This is a genomic window from Martelella alba, from assembly GCF_005217455.1.
GTDB lineage: Bacteria > Pseudomonadota > Gammaproteobacteria > Enterobacterales > Enterobacteriaceae > Acerihabitans.
In genome coordinates this window covers 1-17810 of sequence record NZ_SZPQ01000014.1, presented here as the reverse complement: position 1 = coordinate 17810, position 17810 = coordinate 1, and the positions used below count along the sequence as shown (strand labels likewise).

General features: G+C 56.9%; 22 protein-coding genes, 1 tRNA gene and 1 pseudogene. 5 read left to right on the top strand and 19 right to left on the bottom strand.

Annotated elements, in window-relative coordinates; translation table 11 throughout:
* Positions 1–7 precede the first annotated feature (7 nt).
* Positions 8–421 carry a Cu(I)-responsive transcriptional regulator gene (gene cueR, locus FCN80_RS10390; RefSeq protein ID WP_136990094.1) on the top strand — a complete coding sequence of 138 codons (414 nt, stop codon included), beginning with the start codon at positions 8–10 and terminating at the stop codon, positions 419–421.
* 27 nt (positions 422–448) lie between these two features.
* Here the strand turns inward: cueR and FCN80_RS10385 are convergent, their stop codons facing one another.
* The 5 genes from FCN80_RS10385 to tesA form a co-directional block, all read right to left on the bottom strand.
* Positions 449–880, bottom strand: a complete 432-nt coding sequence (locus FCN80_RS10385) for an NfeD family protein (RefSeq protein WP_230492603.1) — start codon at positions 878–880, stop codon at positions 449–451.
* A gap of 17 nt (positions 881–897) precedes the next feature.
* The gene (locus FCN80_RS10380) at positions 898–1827 is read right to left on the bottom strand and encodes an SPFH domain-containing protein (protein WP_373880327.1); all 930 of its coding nucleotides are present in this window, start codon (positions 1825–1827) and stop codon (positions 898–900) included.
* Between the two features lie 273 nt (positions 1828–2100).
* Positions 2101–2958 (bottom strand): co-chaperone YbbN, encoded by an 858-nt coding sequence (locus FCN80_RS10375; RefSeq protein ID WP_136990091.1) that lies wholly within the window; start codon positions 2956–2958, stop codon positions 2101–2103.
* A gap of 51 nt (positions 2959–3009) precedes the next feature.
* Positions 3010–3786, bottom strand: a complete 777-nt coding sequence (locus tag FCN80_RS10370) for an SDR family oxidoreductase (RefSeq protein WP_136990090.1) — start codon at positions 3784–3786, stop codon at positions 3010–3012.
* A 4-nt stretch (positions 3787–3790) separates the two neighbouring features.
* The gene (tesA, locus tag FCN80_RS10365) at positions 3791–4453 is read right to left on the bottom strand and encodes a multifunctional acyl-CoA thioesterase I/protease I/lysophospholipase L1 (RefSeq protein ID WP_170975363.1); all 663 of its coding nucleotides are present in this window, start codon (positions 4451–4453) and stop codon (positions 3791–3793) included.
* On the opposite strand from tesA, the gene ybbA reads away from it, so the two are divergent.
* Positions 4421–5107 carry a putative ABC transporter ATP-binding protein YbbA gene (gene ybbA, locus FCN80_RS10360; protein WP_136990088.1) on the top strand — a complete coding sequence of 229 codons (687 nt, stop codon included), beginning with the start codon at positions 4421–4423 and terminating at the stop codon, positions 5105–5107. The genes tesA and ybbA overlap by 33 nt on opposite strands.
* On the top strand, positions 5104–7536 hold the full coding sequence (ybbP, locus tag FCN80_RS10355; RefSeq protein WP_136990087.1) for a putative ABC transporter permease subunit YbbP: 2433 nt from the start codon (positions 5104–5106) through the stop codon (positions 7534–7536). The genes ybbA and ybbP overlap by 4 nt, the downstream gene beginning before the upstream one ends.
* Positions 7537–7566: 30 nt before the next feature.
* Here ybbP and purK read toward each other — a convergent pair whose 3' ends face one another.
* The 4 genes from purK to ppiB all read right to left on the bottom strand — a co-directional run bounded on the left by purK (position 7567) and on the right by ppiB (position 10522).
* Positions 7567–8643 (bottom strand): 5-(carboxyamino)imidazole ribonucleotide synthase, encoded by a 1077-nt coding sequence (purK, locus tag FCN80_RS10350; RefSeq protein WP_136990086.1) that lies wholly within the window; start codon positions 8641–8643, stop codon positions 7567–7569.
* Positions 8640–9149 carry a 5-(carboxyamino)imidazole ribonucleotide mutase gene (purE, locus tag FCN80_RS10345; RefSeq protein ID WP_136990085.1) on the bottom strand — a complete coding sequence of 170 codons (510 nt, stop codon included), beginning with the start codon at positions 9147–9149 and terminating at the stop codon, positions 8640–8642. Before purE ends, purK begins: the two co-directional genes overlap by 4 nt.
* A gap of 138 nt (positions 9150–9287) precedes the next feature.
* Complete coding sequence (locus FCN80_RS10340) at positions 9288–10016, bottom strand: UDP-2,3-diacylglucosamine diphosphatase (RefSeq protein ID WP_136990084.1); 729 nt, start codon at positions 10014–10016, stop codon at positions 9288–9290.
* 11 nt (positions 10017–10027) lie between these two features.
* Entirely contained in the window at positions 10028–10522 is a 495-nt protein-coding gene (gene ppiB, locus FCN80_RS10335) for a peptidylprolyl isomerase B (RefSeq protein ID WP_136990083.1), read from the bottom strand.
* Between the two features lie 282 nt (positions 10523–10804).
* Here ppiB and cysS point away from each other — a divergent pair, with 282 nt between their 5' ends.
* Complete coding sequence (cysS, locus tag FCN80_RS10330) at positions 10805–12190, top strand: cysteine--tRNA ligase (RefSeq protein ID WP_136990082.1); 1386 nt, start codon at positions 10805–10807, stop codon at positions 12188–12190.
* A 31-nt stretch (positions 12191–12221) separates the two neighbouring features.
* Here the strand turns inward: cysS and ybcJ are convergent, their stop codons facing one another.
* Together ybcJ and folD are read right to left on the bottom strand one after the other, a co-directional pair.
* Entirely contained in the window at positions 12222–12434 is a 213-nt protein-coding gene (gene ybcJ, locus FCN80_RS10325; protein ID WP_136990081.1) for a ribosome-associated protein YbcJ, read from the bottom strand.
* 12 nt (positions 12435–12446) lie between these two features.
* Entirely contained in the window at positions 12447–13331 is an 885-nt protein-coding gene (gene folD / locus FCN80_RS10320) for a bifunctional methylenetetrahydrofolate dehydrogenase/methenyltetrahydrofolate cyclohydrolase FolD (protein ID WP_230492602.1), read from the bottom strand.
* Positions 13332–13488: 157 nt separating this feature from the next.
* Here folD and FCN80_RS10315 point away from each other — a divergent pair.
* Positions 13489–13565 (top strand) — tRNA-Arg (locus FCN80_RS10315).
* A gap of 15 nt (positions 13566–13580) precedes the next feature.
* Here the strand turns inward: FCN80_RS10315 and FCN80_RS10310 are convergent.
* The 8 genes and pseudogenes from FCN80_RS10310 to FCN80_RS10275 form a co-directional block, all read right to left on the bottom strand.
* On the bottom strand, positions 13581–14744 hold the full coding sequence (locus FCN80_RS10310; RefSeq protein ID WP_136990079.1) for a tyrosine-type recombinase/integrase: 1164 nt from the start codon (positions 14742–14744) through the stop codon (positions 13581–13583).
* 131 nt (positions 14745–14875) lie between these two features.
* A pseudogene (locus FCN80_RS27420) lies at positions 14876–14989 on the bottom strand (helix-turn-helix domain-containing protein); the annotation flags it as partial.
* Entirely contained in the window at positions 14986–15216 is a 231-nt protein-coding gene (locus FCN80_RS10300; RefSeq protein WP_136990077.1) for a hypothetical protein, read from the bottom strand. The pseudogene FCN80_RS27420 and the gene FCN80_RS10300, both read right to left, overlap by 4 nt.
* Positions 15217–15240: 24 nt before the next feature.
* Entirely contained in the window at positions 15241–16065 is an 825-nt protein-coding gene (locus tag FCN80_RS10295) for a DNA adenine methylase (RefSeq protein ID WP_136990076.1), read from the bottom strand.
* Positions 16062–16850 carry a chromosome partitioning protein ParB gene (locus FCN80_RS10290; protein WP_136990075.1) on the bottom strand — a complete coding sequence of 263 codons (789 nt, stop codon included), beginning with the start codon at positions 16848–16850 and terminating at the stop codon, positions 16062–16064. Before FCN80_RS10290 ends, FCN80_RS10295 begins: the two co-directional genes overlap by 4 nt.
* On the bottom strand, positions 16850–17026 hold the full coding sequence (locus FCN80_RS10285) for an ANR family transcriptional regulator (RefSeq protein WP_136990074.1): 177 nt from the start codon (positions 17024–17026) through the stop codon (positions 16850–16852). Before FCN80_RS10285 ends, FCN80_RS10290 begins: the two co-directional genes overlap by 1 nt.
* On the bottom strand, positions 17023–17307 hold the full coding sequence (locus tag FCN80_RS10280) for a DUF5405 family protein (RefSeq protein ID WP_136990073.1): 285 nt from the start codon (positions 17305–17307) through the stop codon (positions 17023–17025). Before FCN80_RS10280 ends, FCN80_RS10285 begins: the two co-directional genes overlap by 4 nt.
* Positions 17308–17357: 50 nt before the next feature.
* A complete protein-coding gene (locus FCN80_RS10275; protein WP_136990072.1) occupies positions 17358–17711 on the bottom strand; it encodes a hypothetical protein in 354 nt (117 codons plus the stop codon).
* Positions 17712–17810: the final 99 nt, after the last annotated feature.

Below are 17810 nucleotides of genomic sequence, written 5' to 3'. Positions count from 1 at the left end.
GGGGGGAATGAATATTAGCGATGTGGCGAAAAAAACCGGGCTGACCAGCAAGGCCATTCGGTTTTATGAGGAAAAAGGCCTGGTCAGACAACCGACCCGCCGCGCTAACGGTTATCGCAGCTATGACGCGCGACACCTTGAAGAGCTGACCTTATTGCATCAGGCGCGGCTGGTGGGGTTTAATCTCGACGAGTGCCGGGAATTAATCGCGTTGTTCAATAATCCGCAACGGCACAGCGCCGATGTGAAAAGACGCACCTTGCAAAAAGTCAACGATATCGAGCATCACATTGAGCAGCTGCAAGCCATGCGCGAACACCTGCTGGCTCTGGCGGACAGCTGCCCCGGCGATGACGGCGCCGAATGCCCCATCATCGATAATCTCGCCGGCTGTTGCGACCACGACCACCACCATCCATAATGACCGGCGCGGGGTCGTCATGCCCGTTCAAAGCGGACGGACGCGCAGGGTAACGCCTTCCGCCGCGATCACCACCACGGAACAGCCGGCCGCCAGATCGGTATCGCTTACCGCCCGCCAGGTTCCATCGCCGACACGGACACGGCCGATGCCGTTCACCACAGGTTCTATCAAAATGGCATGGGTCCCCACCAATTGAGCGCCTCGCTGGTTAAGGAGCGATTGCGCGGCGTTTTTGTCGCGACCGCGCAGCCAGTACCACCATGCGACGGCGGACGCCACGGTAAGCAGGGAAAAAAACACCCCCTGCCAGGCCCAGTCCAGCGGCAAGACCCAGGACAGCAATCCCACCAGCACCGCGGCGATGCCGCTCCACAGCAGGTATCCGCCGGCGCCCAGCATCTCGGCGGCCAGCAATGCCCCGCCCAGGGTAATCCAGAATCCGTGCGGATACGACATGATCGCGGCCAGCATCACTATTTACCCCGGCTTTGCCTGCTCTCGCCGATAAGCTCGGCGATACCGCCGATGGCGCCCATCAGATTGGTGGCGTCCAACGGCATCATGATGACCTTGCTATTGTCGGCGGAGCCGATTTTGTTTAGGGCATCGGTGTATTTCTGGGCGACGAAATAGTTTATTGCCTGTATATTACCCGCCGCGATGGCCTCGGAAACCATTTTGGTGGCCTGCGCCTCGGCCTGCGCCGCCCGTTCGCGCGCTTCGGCCTGTAGGAAGGCCGCCTGGCGTTCCCCTTCGGCATTGAGTATCTGCGACTGCTTTTCTCCCTCGGCCCGCAGGATGGCGGCCTGGCGGACGCCCTCCGCTTCCAGGATATTCGCCCGTTTGGTGCGTTCGGCCCTCATTTGCGCGTTCATGGCCGCCACCATTTCCGCCGGCGGACGGACATCGCGGATTTCGATGCGGGTGACTTTCACACCCCAGGGGTTGGTGGCGTCATCGACAATGTGCAATAAGCGGTTATTGATCATGTCCCGCTGGGAAAGCATTTCGTCCAGTTCCATGGCGCCAAGCACCGTCCGGATGTTGGTCATGGTCAGATTGAGGATGGCCTGTTCCAGATTGCTGACCTCATAGGCGGCGCGCGCCGGCTCGACCACTTGAATAAAACAGACGGCGTCAATGGTGACGTTGGCATTGTCCTTGGAAATGACTTCCTGGGAAGGCACGTCGAGAACCTGCTCCATCATATTGATCTTGCGGCCGATTCTGTCCATGAACGGCACCACCAGATTCAAGCCCGGGGGCAGGGTGTGGGTGTAGCGGCCGAAACGTTCCACCGTCCACTGGTATCCCTGCGGGACGATTTTTATTCCCGCCCAGACGATAACCAGGGCAACAACAACCAAAATAGGAATAACCGTTAACATAGCTGAGATCTCCATTTCTTGCACTCAGGTGGGGCTAAGGGGCGTCAATTTCAGACTAGACGATAATCGGCCCCAAACAGCATGGCGTGGTTTACCCCGTCAGTTCCATAATACGCCCTTACCGGCGTGGTAACGTCGAATGACGCGGGAAATTCGGCATAACCGGCAGGCGCCAAAGGCTGGACCGCTTTGCCAGGTCAAAGCGGCGTAAAAGAACACCCGTCGGCCGAATGTCGGCCGACGCTGGCGGTGCGGGCGGGGAGGAAAATCCCCCCGAACGGCATCGCCTCAGTAGAGCAGCGAATAAAGCTGACGACGGTATTTCCCCGCCAACGCGTCGCCGGTACCCAGGGCGGCCAGGATATCCATCAGCGTCTTGCGCGCTTCGCCTCCGGCGGCGGCCAGATCCTTGCGCAAATGACCGGTGAGCAGTTCCAGCGCTTCTTCATTGCGGCCGACTTGCTGCAATTGTAGAGCCAGTTGCACCGCCAGCGCCGCATCCTCGGGGGCATTTTTCACCCGTTCCTGCAATTGCTGTATTTCGGGCGTGTCGGCGGCTTGCTTCATGAGATCGATTTGCGCCATCAGGCCTTGATAACGGGTATCTTTGTCCTGTAACGGGAAGACCGCCAGCACCGCTTCGGCATCGTCGATGCGCTTGAGCTGGATGTAAGTTTCCGCCAGCAGCAGGCCGGCTTCGCTGGATTTGTCGGTCAGTTGCCATGCTTCTTTGAGCAGCGGCAGGGCTTCGGCATAAGCTCCGCGGCCCATCAGCTCGCCGGCCTCGGCCATTTTCAGCTCGGCCGGGTTAGGCAGGGCCCGTTGCAGCAAATCACGGATCACGTCTTCCGGTTGCGGCCCCTGAAAACCGTCCAGCGGCTGGCCGTCTTTGAAAAGATAAACGGTAGGAATGGCCCGCAGACCGAACTGGGCGGCAATATGCGCCTGGGCGTCGCAGTCCACCTTGGCCAGAATGAACTGGCCGGCGAATTCCTGCGCCAGTTTTTCGATGGCCGGCGTCATTTGCTGGCAATGTTGGCTGCGCTCCGACCAGAAGTAAAACAACACTGGCTGGGACATGGATTGTTCCAGCGTTTGCTGAAGATTGGTTTCATCTATATCAACAAGGGTGGCTTGAGCTAACATGAAATTTTCTCTCGTCCGTTTTAGCGATATATGGGGGCGTTTTCCCCCATCTCAATGCCCGCCGCGTAAAATCCCTTCCAGGCAACGATCCGGCAAAATACGGCGTAACAGCGATAAACTTTGCGCCACCAGCGTAACCGGATAACGCGTTCGCGGCCGGGGATGTTCCAGTGCGTGGTGCAACTTGGGCAGTACGGCCTGCGGCGGCAAGGTAAAGCGTTTAGCGATACCGGGGTTGGTCACCGGCTTGTCCGCCATGGATTGCCGGACATTGCCGGTAAAAGCGGTGCTGATGGGCCCGGGTTCGATCAGACTGACATAGAGACCGGTACCGTGCAACTCCATGCGCAGGGTTTCCGACCAGGCTTCCAACGCGAACTTGCTGGCGGCGTAGGCGCCCCGGCCCGGCGTGGTCACCCGCCCCATAATCGAGCTGGTCTGGATAATCCGGCCTTCTCCATGGGGTAACATGGCCGGCAGCAGACGCCGCGTCAATTGATGAACGCCGAAGAAATTGCTGGCGAACTGGTGTTCCAATTGCTGCCGGGTCAGGGATGATAACGCGCCGTAGAGACCGTAACCGGCATTGTTGAACAGGGCATAGAGGCGATGGCCGGTGAGGGCGATCACTTGGTCGGCGGCGGCATCGACACTGTCAGGGTCGTCCAGATCCAGCAGCAGGGTCTCGAAGCCGGCTTCTACGAGCCGCCGAACATCGTCTGGTTTTCGGCAGGTCGCCATCACCCGGTAGCCCCGTTGCCGCAAATCCGATGCCGCCGTCAGACCAATACCGCTGGAACAACCGGTAATCAATACGGTTTTTTGCATAACTTTACCCATTACGTTGCCCGGCGGCGGCCGAATCATGCTGTAGTAGCGGGGTGAGCCGCGCCGACATCCAATCGGCGATGAACGACTGCGCCGCGGGACTGGGATGAATGTTGTCGTCTTGCATCCATTGCGGTTTGAGATAGACCTGCTCCATAAAGAATGGCAGCAGCGGCGCCTTGTACCGCCGGGCCAGATTCGGGTAAATGGCGCTGAATGCTTCGGTATAGCGGCGCCCATAATTGGGAGGCAGACGAATCTGCATCAAGAGAGGGCGGGCTCCCGCGGCTTCGGTCAGTTCGATGGCCTTGGATAAATTCTGGCGGATTGCCGATGGCGGAAAACCGCGCAAACCGTCATTGCCGCCCAGTTCAATCATAACCCATTTCGGCTTGTACAATTTCAGCAGGGCCGGTAGCCGCGCCAGCCCCTGGCCGGCGGTATCGCCGCTGATGCTGCCATTAACGACCCGGACGCCGCCGGGGTTGCCCCGCCATTTCGCATCGAGCAAGGCGGGCCAGGCTTGATCGGCCGACATGCGATAGCCGGCGCTAAGACTATCGCCCAAAATCAGCAAGGTATCCGCAGCGATAGCACGTAAACTAAAAAGGCCCAATAGCAAAAGGATGGGAATATGCCAGCGGGAAACGTTCTTGAAGTTCATCATCTTATTAAGCACGTCGGTCAGGGGGAACATCAGCTTACCATCCTCACCGGTGTCGAGCTGGTTGTCAAACCGGCGCAAACTATCGCTCTGGTGGGGGAATCGGGTTCGGGCAAATCCACTCTGCTCGGCATCCTGGCGGGATTGGATGACGGCAGCGCCGGCGAGGTGCGGCTGCTGGGGCAAAACCTGGCCGATATGGATGAAGAGGGTAGAGCGGCCTTGCGGGCCGCGAGCGTTGGCTTTGTTTTTCAATCCTTCATGTTGGTGCCCACCCTAACCGCGCTGGAAAACGTGCAGTTACCGGCATTGTTGCGGGGTGAAAGCGAGCGGGGCAGCCGGGATCAGGCACGGCGTCTGCTGGAGCAACTGGGCCTGGCGAAACGGCTGGCTCATTTGCCGGCGCAATTGTCTGGCGGCGAACAGCAACGGGTGGCCCTGGCCCGGGCATTCAGCGGTCGACCGAAGATTTTGTTCGCCGACGAACCCACCGGCAACCTGGACCGCAATACCGGCGAACGTATCGCCGAGTTATTATTCACCCTGAATCGCGAGGCCGATACCACGCTTATTCTGGTCACCCACGATCTGCAACTGGCCGCCCGTTGCGAACGACGATTGCGGTTGCAAGACGGTTTATTGCTGGAGGTGGCATGATAGCGCGCTGGTTTTGGCGGGAATGGCGTTCTCCGTCGCTATTGATAGTCTGGCTGGCGCTCACCTTGTCAGTGGCCTGCGTGTTGGCGCTGGGGAATATCAGCGATCGGATGCAAAAAGGCATTGATCGTCAAAGCCGTGATTTTCTGGCGGCGGACCGGGTATTGCGCAGCGCGCGGCCGGTGGATGAAGATTGGCTGCGCCGGGCGCGCGCCGATGGATTGACGGTCAGCCGGCAAATCGCCTTTATGACCATGGTGTTCGCCGGTGATAACGTGCAATTGGCCGATGTCAAAGCCGTCGACGGGCGCTATCCGTTGTACGGTCATTTAGCGACCCGCCCGGAACGCCTTCGCTCGCGGCCTGGTTCCGTGCTGGTGGCGCCGCGTTTGCTGGACTTGCTTGGCCTCAAGGCGGGCGATGAATTGGATGTGGGAGACGCCAGTCTGCGTATCGACGGAGAGGTCTTGCGGGAGCCGGACAGCGGATTCAACCCGTTCCAAACCGCCCCCGCCATTATCATCAACGTGGCGGACGTGGTAAAAACCGGCGTCGTTCAACCCGGAAGTCGTGTGACCTGGCGGTACATGTTCGCCGGCACGGAACCACAGCTTTCATCATTTGAGGATTATCTGCTGCCCAGGCTCGGCGCCGGGCAGCGCTGGTCTGGCAGGGACACCGGCAACGGCCCGCTGGACGCTTCCATCACGCGATCCCGATCGTTTTTGGCGCTTTCCGCCCTGTTGACCCTGGTGCTGTCGGTGGCGGCGATGGCGGTGGCGATGGGCCACTACTGCCGTAGCCGCAGTGAACTGGTGGCCGTATTGAAAACCTTGGGCGCCGGACGGCGTACCCTGATGACGCTGGTCATCGGGCAATGGCTGGCGCTATTGGCGTTCGCCGGTCTGGCTGGCAGTCTGATTGGGCTGGCGTTCGAATACGCCTTGATCCGCCTGTTGGCGCCGGTGCTGCCGGCCGCTTTGCCGAGCGCGGGCATTTGGCCGTGGTTGTGGGCCCTGGGCGGACTCGTGGCGGTGTCCCTGATGGTGGGCGCGCGTCCTTACCGCCAATTACTGGCCACCCGCCCTATACGGGTTTTACGCCGGGACGCCGTCGCCCCGGTGTGGCCGCTGCGCTACTATATACCGGCGCTGCTGGTGATTGTTCTGGTTCTGCTTATCGCCCTGGTGGGCGTTGGCGGCGTGTTCTGGACGCTGGTGGGCGGCGGCGCGGCGTTGTCCCTGGCGCTGGCCGCGGCGGGTCTGGGGGCGTTATGGCTATTGCGGCGTCTGGCGGTCGGCGGCCTGACTCTTCGATTGGCCATTAACCGCTTGTTGCGCCAACCCTGGATCACCTTAAGCCAGTTGGCGGCGTTCTCTTTGTCATTTATGTTGTTGGCGCTGCTGCTGGCGATGAGGGGGGATCTTTTGGATCGCTGGCGTCAACAACTGCCGCCGGATAGCCCCAATTACTTTTTACTGAACATCACCGCCGATCAAGTGCCGGAGGTTCGGGATTTCCTGTGGCAAAACCACATCGCGCCCGGTGCGTTCTATCCTATCGTCCGGGCTCGTCTGACCGGCATCAATGGCCGTAAAGCCACCGATGTTATCCATGAGGACGATCCCGGCGGACGGACGGTCAATCGGGAATTGAATCTCACCTGGAAGAAAGCGCTTGCGCCTGATAATCCCTTAATAGCCGGACAATGGCCGCCCGGCCCCGGGGAAGTATCCATTGAGCGGCGGGCGGCTGAGGATTTGCATTTGCGGATCGGCGATACCTTGACCTTTACCGGCGATACCCAGGCATTCAGCGCCAAAGTCAGCAGCGTGCGCCAGGCGGATTGGGAAAGCCTGCGACCCAACTTTTTCTTTATCTTCCCGCCCGGTTCGCTTGATAGGCAGCCGCAGACCTGGCTGACCAGTTTTCGCTATCACGGCGACGCGAAGCGTTTGTCGCAACTTAATCGCCAGTTCCCCACGCTGAGTTTGTTGGACGTCGGCGCGATTTTGCGCCAGATAAGCCAGGTTTTGCTGCAGGTCGGCCGTGCGCTGGAGGTCATGGTGGGGTTGGTAATGGTGTGCGGCGCACTGTTGCTGGCGGCGCAGGTGCAGGTGGGCATGCGACAGCGGCAGCAGGAACTGGTGGTATACCGCACGCTGGGCGCCGGTAAAAAATTGCTGCGGGCCACATTATGGTATGAATTCGCCCTGCTGGGGTTTGCGTCCGGTTTGGCGGCCGCCGTGGGCACGGAGGCGGCTCTGGGCATTTTACAACAGCGAGTGTTCAATTTTCCCTGGCGGCCCGACTATCAAATCTGGTGGCTGCTGCCGTTGTGCGGCGCGTTATCCCTGTCACTGTGCGGCAGCGCGCTCGGACTCACCCTGCTCAGGGGGCGCGGTGTCTATCGCCGGTATCAGCCCTAGCCGGGCATAGACGCCACCCGGCCGGATCAGCTATGAAGCCGGCGTTAACATGCGGCGCGCCCACAAGATGCTCTCCTGGTATTCGGGTGGCAAATCGGGCGCCAGCCGCGCCAGCGCGTTGGCGATCACTTGGCTGTCAGGATGCGTCAGGTTGAGGTGGCCGACTTTTCGGCCAGGCCGAACTTCTTTGTCGTACCAATGTAAATGTATCAGCGGATGCGCCAGCCAATGTGTATTGAGCTCAGTACCGATGATATTCACCATCGCCGAGGAGCTATCCACCACCGGTTGCGGCATGGGCAGCCCCAGAATAGCCCGCAGATGCAGCTCGAACTGGCTAATGGATGCGCCGTTCTGGGTCCAGTGGCCGCTATTGTGCACCCGCGGCGCCAACTCATTGATGAGCAGACAACCATTGAAAATGAAACATTCCATGGCCATTACGCCCACATAGTTCAAATCATGCATAATGGCCGCCAGCATTGCCTCCGCCCGGCGTTGTAGGGCGCTATCGGGTTGCGGCAATGCGACGCTGGCACGAAGGATCCCCTCTTGATGCACGTTGTGGGTCAGGGGATAAAACACGCAGGCGCCGCCGGAGGATCGCGCGCCGACCAACGATACCTCGCCGGAAAAGGCAATACCCTGCTCGACGATACAACCGCCATAACAATCCTGGGGCAGCGTGGCCTCTTCGCCGGGCGTTAACCGCCACTGACCACGGCCGTCATAGCCCCCTGTGCGTCGTTTGACGACCGCCAGCACGCCGAAGGAATTGAATATCTGCGGCCATTGCGCGGCCGCGCTGAGCGCCTCCCACGGGGCGGTGGCCAGACCCAGCCGGTCCAGCAGCTGTTTTTGCGTCAGCCGATCCGCCAGCAACGGAAACACGTCGCGATTGACAAAGTTGTCATGGCGGGCCAGTTCCAGCGTCAGGGGCGTTTCAGGCCAGCGCTCGATTTCGGCGGTGATGACGCTGCGCGAATAAGGCACCGACTCGGGTTCGGCGTCCGTCCCCACAGGGAACACGGAAACGCCAAGCGGTTCGCCGGCCTGGCGCAGCATGCGTCCCAATTGCCCGTTACCCAGGATACATACCGGCTTCATGCCTCCTCCCGCGGGTCCGGATGGGCCAGCACCTCATCGGTTTGCGCCTGCCGCCAGGACGCCAGACGCCGGGACAACTCGTCGTCATGCAACGCCAGTATCTGGGCGGCCAGCAAACCGGCGTTGGCCGCGCCGGCCTTGCCGATGGCCAGCGTGCCCACCGGGATGCCACGCGGCATCTGGACGATGGAATACAGGCTATCAACGCCGCTCAGCGCCGCGCTTTGCACCGGCACGCCAAGTACCGGCACCAGCGTTTTGGCGGCCAGCATGCCCGGCAAATGGGCCGCGCCGCCCGCGCCGGCGATGATCACCTGATAGCCCGTCGCCGCCGCCTGTTCGGCGAAAGAAAACAGCTTATCCGGAGTTCGATGCGCCGAGACGATTTCCACATGGTAGACCACATGCAACGCGTCAAGGATCTCCGCGGCATACTGCATGGTCGCCCAATCGCTTTGGGATCCCATAACGATGGCGACGCCGGCCGGGGCGTGAGTGGATGGCATGCGCGTAATGCTCCTGTGATTTTATTGACAGCTCGCCGGCATAGCGGGATACCGACGGAAGAGGGCGTAGAGCATAACATGTGTCGCCGTCGAGGAAAACGGTTGCGTGGTTAGGGAAAAGCGGAAATGGGGCCGGTTTTACCCGCCGAAAGGGAATTCCACCAGTTCAACGCCATGGGCATCGACGCGGATCATCGAGCCCCGCTGATGCCAGGCGCCCAATACCGCGCGGCGTACTGTACCGGCCGCAATCGGTTCGATATGGACTGCCGGGCGATGAGTATGGCCGTGGATGATCCACTCAACCTGATGGCGTTCCGCCAGTTCTCTTACCGCTCGCGGATTGACGTCCATAATCTCCAGCGGCTTGGCGCGGTTGGCTTGGCGACTGCCGGCGCGCATTCGTTCGGCGATGCCGAGACGGCAACGCAGCGGTAGGGCGAGAAACAGCCGTTGCAGCCAACGCCGACTGACCCGCCGGCGGTAACGTTGATAGGCCAGATCATCGGTACATAGGGTATCGCCATGCAGGATCAATATCGGCCGTCCGTCCAGTTCCAGTCGTTGCGTCGGCGGCAAAAGCGTCATGCCGCAGGCATCGGCGTAGCGGCGGCCAAGTAAAAAATCCCGGTTGCCGTGGATGAAATAGCAAGGCACGCCGCGCTGGTGCAGGGTCCGCAACGCCGCGGCGACCCGACCGTGCAACGGCGCGGGATCATCATCGCCGATCCAGGCTTCGAACAGATCGCCCAAAATATACAGCGCGTCGGCACGCACGGCCTCGGTTTGCAAAAAATGCAGAAAACCGGCGGTAATCGCCGGTTCCTTGTCGCTAAGGTGTAGATCTGCGATAAACAGCGTCGTCATTGCTGCGATGATTATTCGTCCACGGTCACGCGTGTGATAACGACATCCTCTTTCGGCACATCCTGATGCATGCCGCTGCGCCCGGTGGTCACAGATTTGATTTTGTCCACCACCTCCAGCCCGTCAGTGACTTCGGCGAAGACGCAATAGCCCCAACCGTCGGCCCGCTCGGAGCGGAAATTCAAGAAGTCATTGTCCACGACATTGATAAAAAATTGCGCCGTGGCGGAGTGCGGATCATTGGTGCGGGCCATGGCCAGCGTGCCGCGATTATTTTTCAGACCGTTATTGGCCTCGTTCTTAATTGGCGCCTGGGTTGCTTTTTGGGTCATGCCGGGTTGAAAACCGCCGCCCTGAATCATAAAACCATTAATGACGCGATGGAAAATGGTATTATCGTAAAAACCGCTGCGGCAGTAATTGAGGAAGTTCTCGACGGTGAGAGGAGCCTTATCGGCGAAGGTTTTAATGACAATGTCGCCGTGATTAGTGTGGAAAGTGACCATAAATAGTTATCCTACGAATCGGAAAGGAAGTTGTTCACTAACGTGAGCAAACAGACCGAACTTATAACATAAGTCCGGCCGTGAGTCAGCATGTGACGCCGTTTTGTCCTGTTTCCTTTTCTCCCGGCGGCGGTTTTGCAATTGGGCGCCGCCGCTCTGACGTTGGATAGGGGCCGCCCTTGCATTCCCGTCGGCTTCGGGTTTCAATATCCCGTCCGCCGGCAACCCGGCTAAACTTACCGGAAACGCGCGTACTTCGTTACCACCATGGAATGAATCTAGATGCTCAAGATTTTTAATACGCTGACCAGACAGAAAGAGGAATTTAAACCTATCCATGCCGGTAAAATAGGCATGTACGTGTGTGGCATCACGGTTTATGATCTCTGCCATATTGGCCACGGCCGGACTTTCGTGGCCTTCGATGTGGTGACCCGCTATCTCCGCTTTAAGGGTTATCAGGTTGATTATGTGCGCAATATCACTGATATTGACGATAAGATAATTCACCGCGCCGCCCTGAATAATGAGACCATTGGCGATCTCACCGATCGGATGATTGCCGAAATGTATCGCGACTTCGATCAGCTGAATATTTTGCGCCCCGATCATGAACCCCGCGCAACGCGCCACATCGCCGATATCATTGAATTGGTGGAAATACTGCTGCGCAAAGACCATGCCTATGTTGCCGATAACGGCGATGTGATGTTCGCGGTAGCCACCGACCCGTCCTACGGCGCGTTATCGCGCCAGGACCTGGAACAGTTACAGGCAGGCGCGCGGGTTGAAGTGGCGGATGCCAAACGCAATCCCATGGATTTCGTGTTGTGGAAAATGTCCAAGGCCGGCGAGCCAAGCTGGCCCTCGCCTTGGGGCGCAGGCCGTCCCGGCTGGCATATTGAATGCTCGGCCATGAATTGCAAGCAACTTGGCAATCATTTCGATATCCATGGCGGCGGATCGGATCTGATGTTTCCCCATCATGAAAACGAGCTGGCCCAATCAGGTTGCGCCCATGACGGACCTTACGTTAATTACTGGATGCATTCCGGTATGGTAATGGTTGATCGGGAAAAAATGTCCAAGTCCCTGAACAACTTTTTTACTGTGCGTGATGTGTTGCACTATTATGATGCCGAAACAGTACGTTATTTTCTGATGTCCGGCCATTATCGCAGTCAACTGAATTACAGCGAAGAAAACCTCAAGCAGGCGCGAGCGGCGCTGGAGAGGCTCTATATCGCCTTGCGCGGGACCGATCCGGCGGTGGTTCCGGCTGGCGGCGAGGCGTTTGTGGACCGATTCAACGCGGCGATGGACGACGATTTCAATACGCCGGAAGCGTATTCGGTGCTGTTTGATATGGCGCGGGACCTGAACCGTCTTAAAGCGGAAGATCCCGCCGGAGCGAACGGCCTGGCGGCCACTCTGCGGCAATTGGGCGAGGTGCTCGGACTGCTGGGGCAGGATCCTGAGCAATTCCTGCAAAACAGCGCCGGCGCCGGTGGTGATGACAACGCGCGGATCGAAGCGTTGATCAAGCAACGCAACGATGCCCGCAAGACTAAGAACTGGGCATTGGCGGATGAAGCCCGTGCCAAGCTTACCGAAATGGGCATCGTGCTGGAGGATGGTCCGCAAGGGACTGTGTGGCGCCGTGGCTGACGGCGCCGCTTTCGGCGGTTCACGCCGCCGTTCACGCGATGACTTTTATTACCTGCCCGTGATACGCCACTTGCTGTGATGCCTGGATTTTACAGCGTTTGCGAGTTTCCACCATGCCGTCCACCGTGACCTGCCCGTCATCGATAACGATTTTGGCCGCCGCGCCGCTTGGACACCAGCCTAAAAATTTCAGTAAATCGCACAATGCGATATGGGGATGCCCCGCCAAAGAAAACGTGTCCATAATGCTATGCCTTCAGGATGCGCTATCGTGAAATTCCTCGCAGGCCTGCAAGGTGTTCTGAATTAGGGTAGCCACCGTCATCGGCCCGACCCCGCCCGGCACAGGGGTGATGTAGGATGCGCGCTGCGAAGCGACGGCGAAATCCACGTCGCCGACCAGCTTGCCGTTGTCCAGACGGTTGATGCCCACATCCAACACCACCGCGCCCGGCTTGATCCACTCGCCGGCGATAACGCCCGGCTTGCCGACCGCCACCACCAGAATATCGGCGTTTTCGATATGCCGCTTAAGATCGCGGGTGAAGCGGTGAGTAACGGTGACGGTGCAGCCGGCCAACAGCAGTTCCAGGCTCATGGGCCGACCGACGATATTGGAGGCGCCCACCACCACGGCATTAACGCCGTAGGTATCGATCTGGTAGCGTTCCAGCAGAGTAATAATGCCCTTGGGCGTGCAGGGCCGCAGCAGCGGCGCGCGCTGGCATAACCGGCCGACGTTATAGGGATGGAAGCCGTCGACATCCTTATGCGGCGCTATACGTTCGAGTACATTGATATTGTCCATGCCTGGCGGCAGCGGGAGTTGGATCAAGATACCGTCTATGGTCTGGTCGGCGTTCAACTGATCGATGAGCGCCAGGAGTTCCGGCTCGGTGATCGAGGACGGTAAATTATACGACCGCGAAACGAACCCGACATCCTCACAGGCCTTGCGTTTGTTGGCGACATAGATTTCCGAGGCGGGATTATCCCCCACCAACACCACCGCCAGCCCAGGCGCGCGTTTCCCCGCGGCCCGCCGCGCCTTGACCTGGGCGGCGACTTCATTTCTGACTTGCTGGGCAACGGTTTTACCATCAATGAGTTTTGCGACCATCGGTATTGCCAATCCATCCATTCAGCTTGCTGAGATGGGCTATTTTGGCAGAAGCGCGGCCTGCTGTCAGGCACTGAATGCAAACCATTTGCTTATCATCCGAGCACTTGACCCGAAAGCCATTGACTGGACCGGGCGGCTACGTATAATCCAAACGCGTTAACCGTCTCCCATCCTCGCGCCCTTAGCTCAGTTGGATAGAGCAACGGCCTTCTAAGCCGTAGGTCACAGGTTCGAATCCTGTAGGGCGTACCATTTAAAATCAATAGGTTAAGCTTCTCTCTTTTTCTCCTCAAAATCGCAAAGTGCCAGATTAGTGACATGAAACCCGATTATGTCGTCTAATTTCTTTGCGTGTTCTGTGAGATGATTAGGCGAAAGATGGGCATAGCGACGAACCATTTCGATGCTTTCCCATCCGCCCATTTCTTGCAATGCTGATAATGGAACCCCGGCTTGTACTAACCAGCTCGCCCATGTATGTCTCAGATCATGGAAACGAAAATCTGTGATGCCAGCACGGCGGAGGCCAGTCCGCCATGCTGAATTATCATCGACGCGCATTTTTCTTACTTCTTGCGTTTTTGTTCCATCTGCCCGGTGCCATGCGCTGGTATGGACGAACACATAACGCGAGTGTCGGCCTATCTGGTCTCGCAACACCTTACAGGCCGTATCGTTCAGTGCTACGCCGATTGCCTTCCCTGCCTTGGCGTTCTCAGGGTTTATCCAGGCAACTTTCCTTTGCAGGTTTATTTGTTGCCATTCCAGATCGATGATGTTGGAGCGGCGCAATCCGGTAGCCAGCGCAAATATAACCACTGGCTTAAACCCCTCCGGCATGCATTCAATCAATCTGCCGGCCTCTTCCTCGGTCAGCCAGCGGATCCGTTTACTGATTGGTTTCCTTGTCTTGATTATTGGAGCCTGCCGCAACCATTTCCATTCATCGGCCGCTATCCGTAGCAGGCTGCGAATGAATGATAGGTACTGGCTGCGAGTGGAGGCCGATATCAGCTTTTCTTTATAATCAGGTATGGGCAATCCCTTGCGTATCGCGGCGTCCCTGCGGGTCTCCCAGATGCGTCTATGGCGACGGTCAATCATTCGTGATGTGGCCGAGACGATTTTATCTTCCGTGATGCTCGATAACGCCTGTCCCTGGAAATGTCCGAGAAAAAACTCTATTTTAGTGCGGTCATCATCAAGGGACCGCTTGAGGTCCTTCTCATTTAGCCAACGTAAACACGCCTGATCAAACGTGTGTTCCGCTATCTCCCCCAGACGCTCAACCCTCCATGCCTCGGCCTTTAACTTATCGTAGAGTTCCTGCGCCTGTTTCTTGTCTGTCGTGCCAAGGCAGCGCCTAATTCTTTTTCCACTTGGCGCGACGAAATCGCAGTACCAATTTCCGTAACGTTGCTTGAGAGCCATACCTCATTTTCCCTCTGTGTATGGCCGTCCTCTGCATTCACGGCCTGATTGTGAGTTTTCCGGCGGACATAATCAATGCAGTCCGACCTCAAAATTTCCAGTACCCCACCACCATTGGGGCCACTTTTCCCGGCTGGCAGACGTTTAGATGCAATGAGAGATCGGACGGTGCGCGGGCTTTTTTTGAGGAATTTCGCGGCTTCTATGAGAGTAAACACCTCATCGCCGATATTGATATCGGTCATACTTCACCTCGTTGCTCCCTGTCGATAAGGCGCACAAAATAGGCGAGCCATTGTTTTGCTGGATATGTACCCGGCGGAAGGCATTGGATTTGTGCGGCGTATTTATCGAGATGGGTGGTAAAAATTGAGTCGTATTCGGTTTTTGGTTTACCTTTGATGGACTTCAGGATTTCATCGCGGCATCGTCGGGCCACCGAACGGAGGGCGTTCTCTATTTCAGGCGACATACTCCTTTACTCCGGATGAATTTTTCATGCCGCCTGCTGATGTTCTTTGCAGTTGGGACTTAGCCATAGACATTCAGTTCTGATAACAGACCCTTTTTTTCCTGCTGCCGAGGATTGTTTATTTTCCTTTTTCCATCCGATCAGCATGTCGTTATACATTTCAGTATCGTAACCGCTGATTATTACCATGCCCCGCAGATGTGTGACGGCATCTATCAGACATAAATGCTGCTGGTCATCCATTTCATGCCTGTAATATTTGCTGGTCATTACGCGAGTATCGTGAATATATGGTGGATCAACGTAATGTAACGTCTGCTCGTCATCATGGTCTTGCATGCACAAAATAGCGTCACGATTTTCAACGAGAACGCCGTCAAACCGTTGTCCAACGGCCGCTAGATTATCCGGCATTCTCGACCATAGATGCTGGGCGGTAGCGCATGGGCGCTTAGTATCGAGGCGAAATCCAGTCGTACCCTTTGTTGCGCCGGCTGATCCGAATCCCATTGTTGCCCGAACAACCAAACGCCTAGCGCGCTCTACTGCGGTATAGGCTTTTTCATAGGCTCCCATGAACTCATCTCGGGAGTAGTGGGTAAGAATGCAAGCCTCGACCAATTCGGCCCGCTGCTCAGCATTTCGGAGAACGGTGAATAGGTTTACCACATCACTATCCAAATCGTTGTATACCTCGGCATAACTACGTTCCTTGCGTAATAGCACCGATGCCGCCCCGCCAAATGGCTCGACGTAACAGGTATGTGACGGGAAATGGTTTATTATCCATGGCGCAACACGGAATTTACCGCCATGATAGCGGATGGCTGGATGCTTTATTGTTGTCATTTTCCCTCCCGGTATTCCGTCAGTATTTGCAGAATTTCGTCGCGGCCGTCCAACTCTGAGAATATTTCCGACGGCGCGTCATAGAGTAGTTCGCACAACCGGCGGGATGATTTGGCGCTGAATTGCGGCTGAGCGATTGACTTTGTGACTTTCGCCTTTCCCTGAGCTTTGGCTTTCTCAACGTCGACGGCCAACGATTCCCCCGCTGATTCACCCTCCTTGCGTACCCGGTCAACGGCCACGTCAACTGCCACCTCGCCGGATTTCACCATTTGCTGAACGTCATGATTGGAGCGAGAGAGGATCATCAGGCGGTCAACCGTGGCCCGTGATTTGTTTATTTTTTTGGCTATCTCATCGGGTGATAGGTTGAATGCAGCCATCTCGCGGACAACGGCGGACTGTTCCAGCGGTGTTAACGGTAATTGATTGTTACTGGTCATAATGCGGGCCAGGCGGTCAACGTCGTTGCCGTCAAACGGCGTAACGGCTATCCATTCAACTGGTTTACCCGATTCTCGGCAGCGTTCGTAACAACGGCGCCGGCGATGGCCCTCCACGACCCAGACGCCGCCGTCATCCCGCGCCTGTACCTCCAATGCCGGTACAATTCCGCCGCCCATCAGAAATTGGAACAGTTCATCGTCTGCCAGTCGGGTACGTTCATCATCATCGCGTTTGTTGAAACCGGGTTTAACGTGGATATCGTCCAGACGAATAAACATGCCAGAATCAGTGCGTTTCAAAATTCCATTATTTTTCATTTGCCGAAATGAATTCGCCATTATCTACTCCACTCTCGAGTTATTGCCATCTGACAATATTCAGCCCGGCACAATGTCCATGCCAAATTTTCACCTGCTGCCAATTTATATGCCTGCTGCCAAATATCCTGTGCCTCTGAAAATTTATTGGCGCGCTCCAAAGCGGCAGCTTTTGCTGCTAATTCTGCGTAGCTCATGCGACCTCCGGTTCTTTCGGCGCCTGATTGAATGCCAGCTCTATTTCCACACAGAATAGGGCTATACGCTTCTCCAGCGCTGCCATGGACTCTATATCAGCCTCACGGGCATCAATCATTATTAAGGCATTAACAAGTTGGCTAATGCGCGGATAGAAACCGATCTGTTTCAGGTAGGACTCGCCGGCGTTTTTGCCGTCTTTGAACCTCATTTTCTGGTTGAGGATGAACTGATATTTATCGGACGTGATGACGTACCGATCTCCGATAGAGATTTGCATATGGGATATCCTGAAATTATGATGATTAGGATTTACGTTCGGCGGGGGATTTAGGCATCAAACCATTTCTCCCCGAGAACATGTTTTATTTTCTCGACGGACACACCAAGGATTTCAGCTAACGATGCGTATGTGTCGCTTTGTTCTTGATAGTCGCTAAACTCTGCGCGCAGCCCGCGAAAACATACTGCACAATCATGAATTTCACTGAACTTCTTCGCCACTTCGTCGCAAATCAGACATCGTTTAAAATCAGCCGGTTCACCATCCCATACGCCAGAATAATAAACGTATTTATCACCGGGCATAATAGGATGTCGGCATTCACAGCATTTGTGTTGTTTTCGCGCCGTTCTGGTGATTTCTTTAAAACAAGACGGGGCGTCTATATCGCAGTAGTCCATCACTCACCGTCCTTGTCCGCGCTGATCGGATGGGCCTCATAATGTGGAACGGACTCTCCGGTTACTAAAAAATGCCGCTCAGGCTCACCATCCACGGCG